The sequence below is a fragment of the Sphingomonas sp. MMS24-J45 genome (assembly GCF_044881195.1).
Taxonomy (GTDB): Bacteria; Pseudomonadota; Alphaproteobacteria; order Sphingomonadales; family Sphingomonadaceae; genus Sphingomonas.
This window is the reverse complement of sequence record NZ_CP173255.1, coordinates 1252029-1267500: the sequence shown is the minus strand read 5'-3', so window position 1 is coordinate 1267500 and position 15472 is coordinate 1252029. Positions and strand designations below refer to the sequence as shown.

Sequence of the window (15472 nt, the reverse complement as noted above, 5' to 3'; positions counted from 1 at the left end):
CGAAGATGTAACGGGGCTAAAGTGATGCACCGAAGCTTAGGGTGTGCGCAAGCACGCGGTAGCGGAGCGTTCCGTAAGCCTGTGAAGCGATCTGGTAATGGGTCGTGGAGGTATCGGAAGTGCGAATGCAGACATGAGTAGCGATAAAAAGGGTGAGATGCCCTTTCGCCGAAAGACCAAGGGTTCCTGCGCAAGGCTAATCCGCGCAGGGTGAGCCGGCCCCTAAGACGAGCCCGAAGGGGGTAGTCGATGGGAACCACGTTAATATTCGTGGGCCTGGTGGTGTGTGACGGATCTCGTGTGTTGTTCTTCCTTATTGGATTGGAAGGGCTTCGAAGAGGTCCCAGGAAATAGCCCCACCGTATAGACCGTACCCGAAACCGACACAGGTGGTCTGGTAGAGTATACCAAGGCGCTTGAGAGAAGTGTCCTGAAGGAACTCGGCAAATTGCCTCCGTACCTTCGGAAGAAGGAGGCCCCATGTATGCGCAAGCACTCATGGGGGGCACAGGCCAGGGGGTAGCGACTGTTTAGCAAAAACACAGGGCTCTGCTAAGTCGGCTTCAAGACGACGTATAGGGCCTGACGCCTGCCCGGTGCCTGAAGGTTAAGTGGAGGGGTGCAAGCTCTGAAATGAAGCCCAGGTAAACGGCGGCCGTAACTATAACGGTCCTAAGGTAGCGAAATTCCTTGTCGGGTAAGTTCCGACCTGCACGAATGGCGTAACGACTTCCCCACTGTCTCCAGGACATGCTCAGCGAAATTGAATTCCCCGTGAAGATGCGGGGTTCCCGCGGTTAGACGGAAAGACCCCGTGCACCTTTACTGCAGCTTCAGAGTGGCATTAGGAAAGAACTGTGTAGCATAGGTGGGAGGCTTTGAAGCATTGGCGCCAGCCGGTGTGGAGCCATAGGTGAAATACCACCCTGTTGTTTTCTGATGTCTAACCTGCACCCGTGAAACCGGGTGAGGGACCCTCTGTGGCGGGTAGTTTGACTGGGGCGGTCGCCTCCTAAAGAGTAACGGAGGCGCGCAATGGTGGGCTCAGGACGGTTGGAAACCGTCTGTTAGAGTGCAATGGCATAAGCCCGCCTGACTGCGAGACTGACAAGTCGAGCAGAGACGAAAGTCGGTCATAGTGATCCGGTGGTCCCTCGTGGAAGGGCCATCGCTCAACGGATAAAAGGTACGCCGGGGATAACAGGCTGATAACCCCCAAGAGCTCATATCGACGGGGTTGTTTGGCACCTCGATGTCGGCTCATCACATCCTGGGGCTGGAGCAGGTCCCAAGGGTTTGGCTGTTCGCCAATTAAAGTGGTACGTGAGCTGGGTTCAGAACGTCGCGAGACAGTTTGGTCCCTATCTGCCGTGGGCGTCGAAATTTGAGAGGAGTTGACCCTAGTACGAGAGGACCGGGTTGAACATACCTCTGGTGTACCTGTCGTTCTGCCAAGAGCGCAGCAGGGTAGCTATGTATGGACGGGATAACCGCTGAAAGCATCTAAGCGGGAAGCCTCCCTCGAGATAAGATTTCATAGAGCCGTCAGAGACCATGACGTTGATAGATCGGATGTAGAAGTGGAGTAATCCATGGAGCTAACCGATACTAATTGCTCTATTCGCGCTTGAGAGTCCCACCATCAATGACAATCCTGGGTAACCAGCATTGATCAGACGATGCGTCGGATGATTGAGTTGCAACGCCTGATAAAACTATCACTACACTGGTAAACGTGCATCGATTTTGAACCGAATTTTGACTGTTCACCGGCTTCATTGCTTGGTGGCTATAGCGTCTGTGCCCCACCCGATCCCATCCCGAACTCGGCCGTGAAACCAGACTGCGCCGATGGTACTAGCACTTAAGTGCTGGAAGAGTAGGTCGTCGCCAGGCATTGCAGCCGGTGAACCGTCAATGTTCGGCTCTCCTGGAACCCATTCCCTTGTTTGCCCGTGAGGGTCGTACGCCTCCGCTTCGTCGGAGGCGTTTGCGTCTCTCCCAGGCTCCGTTGGCGCGGGGTGGAGCAGCCCGGTAGCTCGTCAGGCTCATAACCTGAAGGTCACAGGTTCAAATCCTGTCCCCGCAACCAACCAAACCAATACCAAACCGTCTCAGGTTATCCCGAGGCGGTTTTTTTGTGGCTAACGCTCGCAAGGAAGCTCCACACTACCGAACACTCCCCGCCGTCGATCGCACGCGCAAATGGGGTGGCCGGTGCGTCCTGCCGTCGGGGCGGATTGCACAAGCAAGCGGTGTCGCTCGCGCGGGTGTGCTCAATGAGCGGCAGCTTTGGGGCTGCCACCGAATCACCGCTGTGGATGCCTCGGGCGCCGGCATCGGCTGGCGGCCTTCCGCAAACGCTGCCACGCCGTACCGCTTAGCAACGCATTTGCCGGTGGTGGCAGCAGCAGGTCGAACGACTGGGCAAGCGTCTCCGTCATTGGCTCGCTTGACGTGCTCCCCAGAATTCATGCCATTGGTAATGACCTGCTCCCCGTTTTCAGGCCGCTGATAAGTTAGCTTCGGTGTCCATATGCCCTTGGCGGGGGCGGTTCGTAAACTCGGCGGGTGCCAACCCGCCAAGGCTGCTGTGCGGACGAACGGTGTTGTAGTCCGTCCGCCATGCCTCGATGATCCGTCTCGCCGCAGCCAGCGTAGGGAACAGGTGCTCGTTCAGGCACTCGTCGCGCAAGCGACCATTGAATGATTCCACAAAGCCATTCTGCTGCGGTTTGCCCGGGGCGATGTAATGCCATTCGACCCCGGTGTCCTGGCACCAGGCGAGGACGGCGTGACTGGTCAGCTCGGTTCCGTTGTCGCTGACCACCATGCACGGCAGCCCGCGACGTTCGGCGATGGCGCTCAACTCCCGAACGACCCGCCGACCTGACAGCGAGGTGTCGACGATACACCCCAGGCACTCACGGCTGTAATCGTCGATCACGTTGAGCATGCGGAACCGCCGGCCGCAGGCCAACGAGTCCGATACGAAGTCGAGCGACCAGCGCTGGTTGGGTTCCTGCGGGATCGCCATGGGCGCCCGCGTACCCAACGCTCGCTTCCGACCGCCACGCTTGCGCACCGTCAGCCGCTCCTCGCGATACAGCCGGTACACCTTCTTCAGGTTCATGCCTTTGCCCTCACGCTTGAGCAGGATCGCCAGCCGCCGATAGCCGAACCGCCGACGCTCGTTGGCGATCTCACGCATCCGCACGCGGACAGCATCGTCCTGCCCGCGAAGCGGCTCATATTGCCATGCCGACCGGTTGACCCCGATCAGCCTGCAGGCGCGACGCTCAGAGAAGCCGTGGTCGGCCATCAACTTCTCCACCGCAGCGTAGCGCTCCGCAGACCGAGTCAGTTTTTTCCCAGCAAATCCTTCAACGCCGACACGTCCAGCATCGACTCTGCCAACAGCTTCTTCAGCCGGCGGTTTTCGTCCTCGAGCGCTCGCAACCGCGCCGCGTCGGACACCGTCAGCCCGCCGTACTTCGACTTCCAGTTGTAAAAGGTCGCGTCGCTGATCCCGTGCTTGCGGCACAGGTCGGCCGTTTTCACGCCAGCTTCATGCTCGCGCAGCACGCCTATGATCTGATCCTCGGTAAATCGGCCTCGCCGCATCACTCGTCTCCATCTGACGAGCTAACTTACCAATGGCATGAATTCTGGGGAGCACGTCAGGCGCCACATAGAAAGTATGGAAATCGTCGCTCCTACCTACGTGCGGTTATCCGCCCGGGAGCGCGATTTCGAACAGCGTTGGCCAGTTCTTGCCTGTCGCGTAGAGCTTGTTTGCGTCACGATCGTACGCGATGCCGTTCGCGACCGAGTCGCGATCGGTGAGGGCAATCTTGGCGATCAGCGGTGTGAGGTCGATGATGCCCTTCACCTTCCCCGTCGCGGGATCGATGCGCACGACGTAGCGCGTCATCCATACGTTGGCGAGCAGCTCGCCCCGGACATATTCGAGCTCGTTAAGCCGTTCGAGCGGGCGTCCCCCGATCGTAACCGTCAGCCGCCGCACTACCTTGAGCGTAACCGGATCGAGAAAGCGCAATACCGGTGTGCCGTCGGACAGAATCAGATTTTGACCGTCGTCGGTCATCGCCCAACCTTCGCCGCTATAGCGAAATCCGCCGCTGCGCTTCAGGCCGGGCAGCGTCCAGCGAAAGCCCTGGCCGCCGTGCCAGGTCACGCTGAACAAATGGCGCTGCCATGCAACGATACCCTCGCCGAACAGGCTTGCAGATAGCTTGGCCCGTGCGAGCACGCGGCCCGTTTTGAGATCGACGCGGCGGATGTCGGATTGCCCCTCGCGCCCCGTGCTTTCGTAAAGCTGCCCGTGATCGATCAGCAGCCCTTCCGTGAAGGCAGCGGTATCGTGCGGATAGGTCGCGAAGATCCGCGCTTGCTCGATCGGCGGGGGCGCTGGGACCTCGATCTGGGGGGCGGCCTGCAGCGCGAACAGCGCGGCGACGATGGCGCTGCGGATCATAGCGAGCGAACCAAGGTAGACGCTACAGCGATCCAGGGTGGATCGGCCACGACCTGCTGGCGCGCGCTTGGCCCGAGCGGCAGCAGATGGAGTTTACCGTCGTCGCGCCCGATCAAGCGTCCGAACAGAAACCGGCCCGCCGGCCGCGGCACGAGCACGTCGCGGTTAAGAGCCTCGGCATAGCGTGCCGATGGCATCCGGCTGCACCAGATCTGGTCGCCAGCGCGATAATCCCCCACACCGGCGTGGACCGAAACGGCGATATGGTCGGGGGCCGCACTTGGCGGAACGATCGTCGCGGGCCGCTTGGCGCATAGGCCCCGCCCCCGTCGAGCAAAGCGGCGACCGGGATATCGGGCCGATCCGGCAATGTCACGAGATCGGCAGCGCGCACGCCAAGCGCATCGGCAATACGGTTTAGCCAGGCGACCGAGACGGTTCGTGTGCCGGTTTCCAGCCGCCCGATCGTCTGTGCCGTGGTTGGCGGTTTGCAAGCGCGGGCAACGTCGTCGAGTGTCATGCCCTTAGCCCGGCGCACTTCGCGGATGGCCGTAATCATAGCACCTTCCTAACCAAATCGGTTTTTCGCTCTGTCCTACAATCACGCCGTCATGGCAACTGCCATGCTGGTTCATGGTCAGGAGTCGGGCAATGCGGGAACTGGTAGAGCGGCCGATTGACGAATTGGGTACCGCATCGACGCGGGCGCCTGCGCCTGGTGTGCGATCGCGGCGGAGCGTGACGGTCAACCTGGCCGAATCGCCGCTCGGCTGGCTGCGGTCGCGCGGGCTGGTCGATGCGCGTCAGTTCGAGGCGGGGGAGCGGTTGCGCGCGGATTACGAGATGGCGGCGCTGGGGCCGCGCGTGACGATGCAATGGACGGCGCGCATCGATGGCGGTGCCGCCGGGCTAGACCCGACGCTGGCACAGATCGCTGCCAAGCGCCGCTTCGACGCCGCGATGGACGAGGTTGGGCGAGGCCTGCGCGATATCCTGTGGCGCGTCGTTTGTGCGTGTGAGGGCCTGCCCGTCGCGGAAAAGGCGCTCGGCTGGCCGCAGCGCGCCGGTCGGATCGTGCTGACCTTGGCACTCGATCGGTTGGGGGACCATTACGGTCTGCGCTGACCCGGGGTGCGGCCCGGGCCCCGGCCACCGGTGGCCCGGTCAGAGTCTGGCGTTGGAGCGCAGCAGATCGATCATGCGGTGTTCGAACTCGAAGGGATTTTTAGCGGCGGTCCGAAGCGTGACCTCGTCCAGCGCCATCGCCACGCGGCCATCCGCGAGCACAAGGCCGCTATCGCAGGCCGCCGCCAGCGTGCCGAGATCGTGCAAGGCGGTGATCAGCGTCAGGCCACCTTCAGCCATTGCCCGCAACGCGCGCCGCAAATCGAAACTGACGACCGGGTCGAGCCAGTTGAACGGTTCGTCCAGAATGACGCATTCGGGCGCGCCGATAAAGGCAAGGCTGATTGCAATTCGCTGGCGCATCCCCGCCGAACAATCACCGATCCAGCGGTCCAGCAAGGAATTGAGCGCAAAGATGGTTCGTAGCGGCCCGAGATGGGCCAGAAGTTCGTTGTTCGCGCCGCCGATGAGTTCGAACGCTTCGCCGACGCGCAAGGCGTTGGGCAATGTGTCCGCGGGAGGTGCGAAGCCGAAGCGCGTAGCGCGGCCGGCCCGATCCAAGACCAGCTCTTCCCCGGCGATCCTGCACGAGCCGGCGGCAAAGGGTAAGCGACCGCCGAGCGCGCGCAGCAAGCTGGTCTTCCCGGATCCGTTCGCGCCGATCATGCCGAACCAGCTTCCCGGTGCGATCGCCAGATCGACGTCGTGCACGACGCGCGTGTCGCCGCGATCGACCGAGGCGGCGTGAAGTTGGACGATGGGGTTCATGCGATCAGCCACGTCTTCGGTCCGGCGCGCCGCGACAGGTGCCAGATCAGGAGGACGCCAAGCACCGGCGCAAGGACGGGCATCGAGAAGGCCACGAACAACAGCATCGCGCACAGGATCGAAATGATGAAATCGGCCGACCGCCTGGGGTAAAGCCGATAGGCGAGAATACGCGCGCTCATCAGCAACAGCGCGACAGCGGCAACCGCGACGACGATCGCGGCGAGCGCCGAATTTGCGCAGACAGCTAGGAGCGGCGCTGCAAGAACCGCAAACACAATCACGCTCCGCGCCTGACGCCAGATGATCTGCCACGGGCCCTGGCCGCTGATCGTCAGGAAGCGAACGACTTCGTCATCGACCCCGGTCAACGACAATGCGAGGAGCGTCGCCGCGACCGTGGCGATCGCCATCATCGCGCTGCTGCCGCGTTCGATGCCGGGGAGCAGCAGCGTCAGCATCAGGATTGCGGCGCTTAAGATTCCTGCGCGGTGGCTTTGTGCCCATGTCCGCGCCTTGCGCTGTCCGTTTCGCACGCGCGTCGAATGTCGGCCCGGGTCGAAAGCAGCAGTAGCCCCGGCTAGGATCGGGCCGCCGACATAGCTGGCCAGGCTGAACCCCAAGAGCGGAGCGCGGACGATCAGGGTGACCACGGCCATGGTCATGAGTCCGATCCCGTGCCATGCAAGGGCGTAGCGCCGACGCGCCTGGCCTTGCAGCGCATCGGCGGCGAGCGCGCCGTCACTGGTGTGGAAGGCCAGGCGCGACGCGATCAATCGCGCCACGCTCATGCCGACGGCGATGGCCACCGCAGAACCGACCGCCGCCGCCGTCCACCAGCTGAGATCGGCGACCCACGCCCGAGACGCGGCGAGCAGGACGGATATTCCAAGTGCTGATACGAGCCGGTCCTGCCATGATGCAAAAGCGGCCCGCGCGCCGTTGAGCACGATACGTCGGTCAAACGCGAACAGACGCCCGCCGATCGATTCTCCGCGACGTTGCGACGAAATGAAGGCCCCCTGTCTCAATGGATTATGCGGCTGCATCTTAAGCCGCGCGGACGCGGCGAGACCAGTGCCGATCGCTGCCTGCGGCCCGCCATTTGTGTGTCGATATCTCGAACGCTACGGTGGCATCGCAGACGATCCAATTTCGAGAGGATCGCCATCGAGAGGATCATGATGCCCGTAAAACGTGAAATGCTGGTACGCCGTGACGCGTTGACGCACATCGCCGTCAACGAGACGGTCGCGCCGGTGCCGGGGGCCGGAGAGGTGCTGCTCGAGATCGAGTCCTTTGCCGTCACCGCCAACAACGTCACCTATGCGGTAGTGGGCGAACAAGTCGGCTATTGGAATTTTTTCCCGGCGCTCGAGGGCTGGGGGATCGTGCCGGTGTGGGGTTTCGCCCGCGTCATCGCATCGCAGGTGCCGGAGATTGTGGTGGGCGAACGCCTCTATGGCTATCTGCCGATGGCGTCGCATCTGATCGTGCAGCCGGGCAAGATCTCGGCCGGGTTGTTTCGTGACATGGCGGCGCATCGTCAGCCGATGAGCCCAGTCTACAACCAATATCACCGCCTCGCGGCCGATCCGGCGCATGACCCATCGCGTGAGGACATGCGAATGCTGTTCGAGCCGCTGTTCCTCACGAGCTTCCTGATCGAGGACACGCTGCGCCGCGCGGCCTGGCACGGCGCGGACAGCGTGGTGATGACCAGCGCGTCGAGCAAGACGGCGCTCGGGACCGCCTATGTCGGCCGCGAAAGCAGCCCGACGGTACGACGGATCGGGTTGACCAATGCGAGCAATGTCGCGTTCGTCGAGCGGACCGGGCTTTATGATGTCGTGCTGGCCTATGACGCGATCGATACGGTCGCGGAGCACGTTGGCGGTGGCAGTGCGGTGGTGATCGATTTTGCGGGTAATGCCGATGTCGTCGCGTCGCTTTACACACGTCTTTCGGGGCGGCTTGCGCAATGCCTGCGTGTCGGTGTGACGCATCATGCGGAGCGGGGCGAGGGCGGTATCCTGCCCGGTCCCAAGCCAGTGTGGTTCTTCGCGCCCAACGCCGCGACTGCGCTGATCCGCGAAATCGGGCAGGATGCGTTTAACGCTGCCGTGGCGACACGGTGGCGCGGGTTTATCGACACCGCCGCCACCCTTGTCAGCGTCGCGCATGACAGCGGGATGCAGGCGTTGGAACGCATCTGGCGTGCGCAAGTGGCAGGTCAGGCGAGGCCCGACATCGGGTATGTCCTCTGCCCGTGACGCGGGGTCGCGTGCGCAATCCGTAGTCGCGCGCGACGCGGCAAGGAGCTATGGCGCGGTCATGCGGTTTGATTTCATAAAATGTCACGGCTCGGGCAACGATTTCCCGATGATCGATGCGCGGGCGCTGTCGCTGGATGACGCTGCCTGGTCGCGCGTTGCGGTGGCGTTGGCGGATCGCGACGGCCCGGTGGGGGGCGATGGGATTTTGCTGCTAACCGAAGGAAAAGATGCGCATTCTTTTGGGATGCGCATGTTCAATTCGGATGGAAGTGAGGCAGAGACGTGCCTGAATGGCTTGCGTTGCGTCGCGCGCGCGGGGTTCGAGGCGTTGGGCGTGGCGCAAGCCACGGTGGGATTGAAGACGTCGCACGCCAGCGTTGCGCGGGATCGGGACCTTGCGCCGGGCGTGGTCACGATCCGCGAAGTGGCGGGGCCGGTCGACCTCGCGGTCGCAAATTGGCCGATGCTGACCGACGCGGCGCGCGTGATCGATGCGGTGATCCCCGAACTCGGCAGCGCGCAGGCGTTCACGGCGGTTGCGATCCCCAATCCGCATCTGGTGAGTTTCGTGGAGGCGATCGATGAAAACGAATTGGTCGCGCTGGGCGAGCGCTGCGAGGCGGCCCCCGCATGGCTCCCTAACCGCGCGAACGTGTCGTTCGTCGAAATGCGCGGGGAAAATGCGCTGTTCGTGCGCACCTTCGAGCGCGGGGTCGGGCTGACCGACAGTTGCGGTAGCGCGATGGCCGCGTCCACCTATGCCGCGTGCCTGACCGGGCGGCTGGCGTTCGGACGCGAAGCCACGGTGTTCAACCGCGGCGGGCTGGTGCTGGCGGAAGCGAGCGCCGACGGGATGGTGCGGCTGTCGGGCAATGCGACCTATGATTATGCCGGGTCGGTCGAGATCGGCGCGGAGGGTGTGGTTGCGGTCGAGGTCAAAAAGACGTTCGCGGCGGAGAGCGCGGCGTGGCGAGCCGCGGTCGCGGCGATCGGCTGAGCGGAGAATTGCCGCAACCTAATCGGCGGCGTATCGTTGGCAGGGTGTAACATTTCTTGGAGAGCCTGCGATGCGTCGACTGTCGAAAATCCTGCCTGCACTGGCGCTGCTGTCGCTTGCCGTAGCCGCTCCGGCGGTCGCGCAGACACAGGCCGAAGAACAACGCTTCCAGCAGGCGCAGCAACGCTTCAACGGCGAACTGAACGCGTTCCGGGCGGAGTTCGACCGCTATCAGCAAGCGCGCGCCCGCGGCTATCGCGATCCACGGGGAGGATCCTATAATGATCCCCGTTACAACGACCCGCGTTACAATGATTCGAACTACATCGATCCACGCTATGATGATCGCGACGAAGCGGGCTATGATCCCTCGCGTTACTATCGAAATGACACGCGGTATCAGGAGCGGGTCCTGACAAGTAATGATCGTGTATATCGTGGCAGCGATGGACAGTTTTACTGTAAGCGTAATGACGGAACCACGGGTTTGATTGTTGGTGCTGTGGGGGGTGGGGTTCTTGGGAACATTATCGACGGTGGGCATTCGCGCGGGGTGGGGACGATCCTGGGGGCGATTGCCGGTGGTCTGGTCGGGAAGGGCGTCGACCAGAACAATGCGCAGGTGCGTTGCCGTTGAGTGAAGCGGGCGGGTCGGGCGTTGCCCGGCCCGTCACTTATTGTCGCGGCGGAAGGCCTCGACCATGCGCGCGGTCATATAGCCGCCGAGCGCGACCTGGCTTTCCTCTTCCCAGCCGGAATTGTGATCCTCCGGCCCGCGCATGTCGAGCAAACGGCGGATCTTGGCGAAATCGATCATTGCCGCGAGACTTTCCGACTGTTCGAGCCGCGCGATATCCTCGAGCAAGCGCGGCTTGATCCGCGTCATCATCGCCTGAAAATCCGGAATCTCATCGTCGTTGCGCCGGTGGCGCGTCTGGAATTCGACCGGATAGACATCGGCCAGCGCGCGACACGCAAGATAGCGATTGCGCCCCTCGCGCAGATACAGGTCCTCGGGGATCGCAAGCGCCAGTTCGAATACACGCTTGTCGTGGAACGGACGCGTGAGCGTGAGACCGTGGCGCGCCGCGTGATCTCCGCCGCCACCGCCTGAAATCACACGATCGAGGATATGCGACAAATTGCGGCGCATATCCGTCTGGTCGCGCTCTGCCGTGCGCAATCGTGCCGGATCGACCACGCCATCGGCGATCAACCGCTCGGCGAAGGCGCGGTGGATCGGCTGGTCGGCCCAGGGCAAGCGCTTCCGGCGGCGCTCTCGCCAATGGCTCGGCAAGGCCCAGGGCGCGACATGCGGCAGGATATTGAGCGCGATCGTGGTGCGCCACGACGCGCCCGTCATGCGGCGGTGCGCGCGGACCTCATGAACGAAACGGCGGAACTGGCCGGTCTTGAGGAAGCGCGCCATCGCCGCTTGTCCGCGCGGGTTGAGCGTATAGTCGCCGCCATGCCCGTCCATCATCAGCCGCGCGCCACCCGCAGCCAAAGCGGCGAAAAGTGCGTCGTGGACGTAGCCGTAAGCGCCGCCGCCCGCACCCGCCGCCAGTCGCGCGTCGAGGCCTGTGAGCGCGTCGATCCCCTCGCGCGTCACGCGGCTGATGCGCAGCCACGGCATGTCACGCTCGCACAGATCGATCCAGCGCCCGGCGTGGCGGATCGTACCGCTATAGTCGACCGGCATGACCGAACTGGCCGCGACCATCTGCTGGTTGGTTTCGGCAAGGATCGGCCCGGCGAGCCCGGCGATCGCGCTGCTGTCATAGCCGCCGCTCAGTTGCAGCCCCGGCGGTGCGGTGAGCCGCCGGATGCGGCAGGCGACCGCTTCGCCGAGCACCTCGCGATAGGCCTTGATGTAATACTCTTCGTCGTGGCCGAGATGTGCCGGATCGGCGGCGGGGGTCCAATAGCGGTGCAACGCCGCCGTGCCGCTGAGCGCGACGGCGAGCCGGTGGCCGCCAGCGAGACAGGAAATGCCGGGGTACAGCGTTTCGCCGGGCCGCGGGTCCATCGCGTGGATCAGCAGCCGGCCGACCATCGCATCGGGCAATTCGCGCGGCACGTCAGGCAGCGCCCAGAGCGCGCGCAGTTCGCTTGCAAAGGCAATGAAGTCGGGGCCAAGATGATAGAACACCGCGCGCTGTCCGGTGTGATCGCGCAGCAGCAGCAAGCGTCGCGCCTGCCCATCCCAGATCGCAGCGGTAAAATCGCCCAGCATATGCTCGGCGCAGGTCTCGCCCCATTTCCGGTACGCGGCGAGGATCAGCGCGCTGTCCGGCATGGTGGCGAGCGCGGCGGGCGCGATGGCGAGGGCGGTGGCAAGGTCTTCGCGATTGTCGAGCCGCGCATCGGCGACGAGGATCGTGCGCGTCGTATCGTCGTGAAGCGGTTGCGCTTCGAAGACATCCTCACGATTCACCCGCGCGATGCACGCGCCGAGCCCGATCGGGCCGAGCGCCTCCTGCGTTGCGCCGTCGAGCGCATGATGCTTGAGCGCGGTCTGCAGCCGGGTGAGATCGGTTTGCGCGACCTCTCCTCCATCGAACCGCAGAATGCCGAAGATTGCGCTCATGCCTGTGGGTGCGTTGCAGTAGACATGTTCTGGTCCTTAGCCGCGACAACGTGGGTGGCAAGATGCGGCGGCGCTTCGTTGTGCGGTTGGCCTAAGAGATTTCGCTATCGCAATGGTCTGTCGCTGTGGACGTCATGATACGATCCACGCCATCGCCGGATCACGGACCGACGCTTTCCAGGGCAAGATCTGCGCAAATAACCAAATCGGTAAAATGTTGTTGACATCGTCGCGCTGATTGGGTACATAACAGGAACGATGCAGAATTGCGATTCGGGGCCGGGGCGGCGACGCCTTCGGCCTTTTTTCGTTTTGGCGGAGCCGGTTGATGGAAAGAGCGGAGAGCAAGGCGAGCCGGGGTGGCAAGAACCGGCGCGTTCAGGTGCGCCGGCGCGCGGCGGTGGAGTGGACGCCCGAGCGGCGCGCAACGTTTCTCGATCACCTTTCGGCGACGTGCAACGTGGTGGCTTCGGCGGCGGCGGCGGGGATGTGGCCGGGGCCGTGCTATGCGCTGCGGCGGCGCGATCCGGCCTTTGCCGAACAATGGTCGGCCGCGCTGCAGGCGGGGTACGATCATCTCGAGGCGAAGCTGCTGGCGTGGGCGCTCGGCGACGACGCCTATGTTCCCGCCGACCCCGATACGGTGGTGCCCGAGTTCGATGCCGATGCCGCGCTGAAGTTGCTGGCGCAGCGCAACCGGCTTGCCGCGCGCTTCGGCAGCGGTGGGGGCGTCGGGGCGAACGCTGGTCCGCGCTACGTCCGCGTGCCGATCGAGGAGGTCGAGGCGGCGTTGCTGCACAAGCTCGACATGATGGCCAAGCAATTGGAGAGCGCGACATGAGCGAGGCAATGCGCGCGCTAGTCTGGCGGCTCGCCGCTTTGCCGCCCGATCGTCGGCGCGTGGCGATCATGGAATTGACCGAACCGCAGAAGCGCGCGCTGCACAATGCGTGGTGGCTGTGGGCGCACCGCGGGCAAAGTGCGCCACCCGGCGATTGGCGGGTGTGGTTGATCCGCGCCGGGCGTGGCTTTGGCAAGACGCGCGCGGGCGCGGAATGGGTGAGCGAGATCGCGCGGACCAGTGTGAAAGCGCGAATCGCCCTGGTCGGGGCAACCGCGCACGACGTGCGGCGGGTGATGATCGAGGGCGAATCCGGGCTGCTCGCCGTGGCGCAGGGCGGCGATATCATCGACTATCGGCGCGAGGCGGGCGAGGTGCATTTCGGGACGGGCGCGGTGGCGGCGATCTTTTCGGCGGCAGCACCCGACAAATTGCGCGGGCCGGAACATTCGGCGGCGTGGTGCGACGAGCTGGCCAAGTGGCGCTATGGCGATGCGGCGTGGGACAATCTGATGCTGACGATGCGCGGGCACACCGATGCGCGCACGCTGGTGACGACGACGCCCAGGCCGATCAACCTGCTGCGACGGATCATGGCGTCGAAGGACACGGTGGAGACGCGAGGGTCGAGCCACGACAATCCGTATCTGCCGACGAGCTTCCTGGAGTCGATCGAGGCGCAATATGGCGGCACCCGGCTGGGGCGGCAGGAGATTGCGGGCGAGCTGATCGACGATGTCGTCGGCGGGTTGTGGTCGCGATCGATGCTGGAGGCGTGTCGCGTGATGGCCGTGCCGAAACTGGTGCGGACGGTGGTGGCCGTCGATCCGCCGGCGAGCGTGGAGGGCGATGCGTGCGGAATCGTCGCGGTCGGCCTGGGCGCGGTTATGTGCTGGAGGATGCGAGCGTGGCTGGCCTGTCACCCGAGGGGTGGGCGCGTGCGGTGGCGCGGTGTGCCGACCGCCATCAGGCCGATCGTGTGATCGCCGAGAAGAACCAGGGCGGCAATATGGTGGCGAGCGTGCTGCGCGCCGCCGATGCCGCGCTGCCGCTGGCGCTGGTCCATGCGAGCGACAGCAAGAGCAAGCGGGCCGAGCCGGTGTCGACGCTGTACGAGGCGGGCAAGGTCAGCCATGTCGGGGCGTTCCCCGATCTGGAGGACGAACTGTGCGGGTTCGTGATCGGCGGTTATGATGGGCCGGGGCGATCACCCGATCGCGCCGATGCGTTGGTTTGGGCGCTCGAGGAATTGCTGCTGAAGAAGCGCAAGGCGGCGCGGGTGCGGCGGTTGTGAGGCGCTGTCAGGATGGGCCGGCAAAGGTGGTTTCGACCGTTAGCGCGTCTTTCTGCGTTTCGTTCGCTGCGCCATAAAGGATATCCGGTGTTTGCCAGGGCTTGCGTGCCTCGGTCGTGGGTTGGTTGTCGGTTTGGGTGCAGGTTGGCATGGGGGCCACTCTCCGGGATGACTGTCTGACGCATACACGCTACCGACCCCCTTATCGGGCGGCGATCGGCCACACGGACATTTCCTAGCGGTATGACATCGCTTTTTGCAAATTTCGGGAGACCGTGATGGTCCCGCGTACCTTGATCGACATCGCGCAGATTCCGGGTGGGGCGGAGATGTCGCTCTTCTCTCGTGGCGACGACTTCATGATCGTGGTCGATCGCAACGAATTGATGAGCACGCGGATGAACGGGTCCGAGATTGCGCTGGCGACGCTGTCGCTGGAGCGGATCGCGGGGGTGCGCAATCCGCACGTGCTGATCGGCGGCTATGGGATGGGCTTTACGCTGCGTGCGGTGCTCGGCGCGGTCGGCCCACAGGCGGTGGTTACGGTCGCCGAGCTGGTGCCCGAGATCATCGCCTGGGCGCGCGGGCCGATGGCGGCGGTGGCGGCGGGGTGTCTTGATGATCCGCGCGTGCGCTTGTTTGAGGGCGATGTCGCCGATGCAATCGGCGCGGGGCAATATGACGCGATCCTGCTCGATGTCGACAATGGGCCGGACGGGTTGGTGCGCGCCGAGAACGACCGGCTCTATGCGCCGCGCGGGCTCAAGGCGGCGAAGGCGGCGCTGGCACCGGGCGGGGTGCTGGCGGTGTGGTCGGCCGGGACCGATGCGAAGTTCGTACGGCGGCTGAAGGACGCGGGCTTCGCGGTCGAGGAAGTGGCGGTGAAGGCGCGGACCAATGGGAAAGGTCCGCGCCATGTCATCTGGTTCGCGCGTGCGGCAAGCTGAGCGTCAGGACGGGCCGTACAGAACCCCTGAGTAAAAGGACTCAACAACGTCAGGCGTCTTTTCGGTCGATCCCAACGCGGCTTCCATGATCCGCGGTGTTTTCCACTGGCGCTTTGTGTTGTCGAGAGCGAGCGCG

General features: G+C 63.9%; 11 protein-coding genes, 1 tRNA gene, 2 rRNA genes and 2 pseudogenes (1 of these 16 running past the window's edge). 10 read left to right on the top strand and 6 right to left on the bottom strand.

All coding sequences use genetic code 11. The annotated features are described in order from the left end of the window. The 3 genes from AB5I39_RS06400 to AB5I39_RS06390 form a co-directional block, all read left to right on the top strand. Positions 1–1632, top strand: a 23S ribosomal RNA gene (locus tag AB5I39_RS06400) (it extends 1161 nt beyond the left edge of the window). Between the two features lie 149 nt (positions 1633–1781). Further along, positions 1782–1896: ribosomal RNA gene (gene rrf / locus AB5I39_RS06395) — 5S ribosomal RNA — on the top strand. 119 nt (positions 1897–2015) lie between these two features. Further along, positions 2016–2092: transfer RNA gene (locus AB5I39_RS06390), tRNA-Met, on the top strand. Positions 2093–2503: 411 nt separating this feature from the next. Here the strand turns inward: AB5I39_RS06390 and AB5I39_RS06385 are convergent. The 3 genes and pseudogenes from AB5I39_RS06385 to AB5I39_RS06375 form a co-directional block, all read right to left on the bottom strand. Next, positions 2504–3624, bottom strand: a protein-coding gene (locus AB5I39_RS06385) for an IS3 family transposase (protein WP_404365850.1) whose coding sequence is annotated in 2 segments (ribosomal slippage) — positions 2504–3375 and positions 3375–3624 — 1122 coding nt in all. Because the reading frame shifts where the segments join, the coding sequence is not laid out codon by codon here. Positions 3625–3730: 106 nt separating this feature from the next. Next, complete coding sequence (locus AB5I39_RS06380; RefSeq protein ID WP_404372630.1) at positions 3731–4498, bottom strand: glutaminyl-peptide cyclotransferase; 768 nt, start codon at positions 4496–4498, stop codon at positions 3731–3733. After that, positions 4495–5057: pseudogene (locus tag AB5I39_RS06375) on the bottom strand (helix-turn-helix domain-containing protein). Before AB5I39_RS06375 ends, AB5I39_RS06380 begins: the two are co-directional and overlap by 4 nt. A 92-nt stretch (positions 5058–5149) precedes the next feature. On the opposite strand from AB5I39_RS06375, the gene AB5I39_RS06370 reads away from it, so the two are divergent. Then, the gene (locus tag AB5I39_RS06370; RefSeq protein WP_404372627.1) at positions 5150–5623 is read left to right on the top strand and encodes a DUF6456 domain-containing protein; all 474 of its coding nucleotides are present in this window, start codon (positions 5150–5152) and stop codon (positions 5621–5623) included. Between the two features lie 39 nt (positions 5624–5662). Here the strand turns inward: AB5I39_RS06370 and AB5I39_RS06365 are convergent, their stop codons facing one another. Then, positions 5663–6391, bottom strand: coding sequence for an ATP-binding cassette domain-containing protein (locus AB5I39_RS06365; RefSeq protein WP_404374036.1), 729 nt, complete (start codon positions 6389–6391; stop codon positions 5663–5665). After that, positions 6388–7440 carry a hypothetical protein gene (locus AB5I39_RS06360; protein ID WP_404372624.1) on the bottom strand — a complete coding sequence of 351 codons (1053 nt, stop codon included), beginning with the start codon at positions 7438–7440 and terminating at the stop codon, positions 6388–6390. The genes AB5I39_RS06365 and AB5I39_RS06360 overlap by 4 nt, the downstream gene beginning before the upstream one ends. A gap of 132 nt (positions 7441–7572) precedes the next feature. Here AB5I39_RS06360 and AB5I39_RS06355 point away from each other — a divergent pair, with 132 nt between their 5' ends. The 3 genes from AB5I39_RS06355 to AB5I39_RS06345 all read left to right on the top strand — a co-directional run bounded on the left by AB5I39_RS06355 (position 7573) and on the right by AB5I39_RS06345 (position 10301). Continuing rightward, complete coding sequence (locus tag AB5I39_RS06355; protein WP_404372621.1) at positions 7573–8664, top strand: DUF2855 family protein; 1092 nt, start codon at positions 7573–7575, stop codon at positions 8662–8664. Between the two features lie 61 nt (positions 8665–8725). Next, positions 8726–9664, top strand: a complete 939-nt coding sequence (gene dapF, locus AB5I39_RS06350; protein ID WP_404372620.1) for a diaminopimelate epimerase — start codon at positions 8726–8728, stop codon at positions 9662–9664. Between the two features lie 70 nt (positions 9665–9734). Next, a complete protein-coding gene (locus AB5I39_RS06345; RefSeq protein ID WP_404372617.1) occupies positions 9735–10301 on the top strand; it encodes a glycine zipper 2TM domain-containing protein in 567 nt (188 codons plus the stop codon). Positions 10302–10334: 33 nt separating this feature from the next. Here the strand turns inward: AB5I39_RS06345 and AB5I39_RS06340 are convergent, their stop codons facing one another. Further along, on the bottom strand, positions 10335–12254 hold the full coding sequence (locus AB5I39_RS06340; RefSeq protein WP_404372614.1) for an asparagine synthase-related protein: 1920 nt from the start codon (positions 12252–12254) through the stop codon (positions 10335–10337). A 328-nt stretch (positions 12255–12582) separates the two neighbouring features. Between AB5I39_RS06340 and AB5I39_RS06335 the strand changes: the two genes are divergently transcribed. From AB5I39_RS06335 to AB5I39_RS06325, 3 genes and pseudogenes are all read left to right on the top strand, one after another. After that, positions 12583–13095 carry a hypothetical protein gene (locus tag AB5I39_RS06335; RefSeq protein ID WP_404372612.1) on the top strand — a complete coding sequence of 171 codons (513 nt, stop codon included), beginning with the start codon at positions 12583–12585 and terminating at the stop codon, positions 13093–13095. Continuing rightward, positions 13092–14389, top strand: a pseudogene (locus tag AB5I39_RS06330) (DNA-packaging protein). The gene AB5I39_RS06335 and the pseudogene AB5I39_RS06330 overlap by 4 nt, the downstream one beginning before the upstream one ends. A 278-nt stretch (positions 14390–14667) precedes the next feature. Beyond that, a complete protein-coding gene (locus AB5I39_RS06325) occupies positions 14668–15336 on the top strand; it encodes a spermidine synthase (RefSeq protein ID WP_404372609.1) in 669 nt (222 codons plus the stop codon). Positions 15337–15472 lie beyond the last annotated feature (136 nt).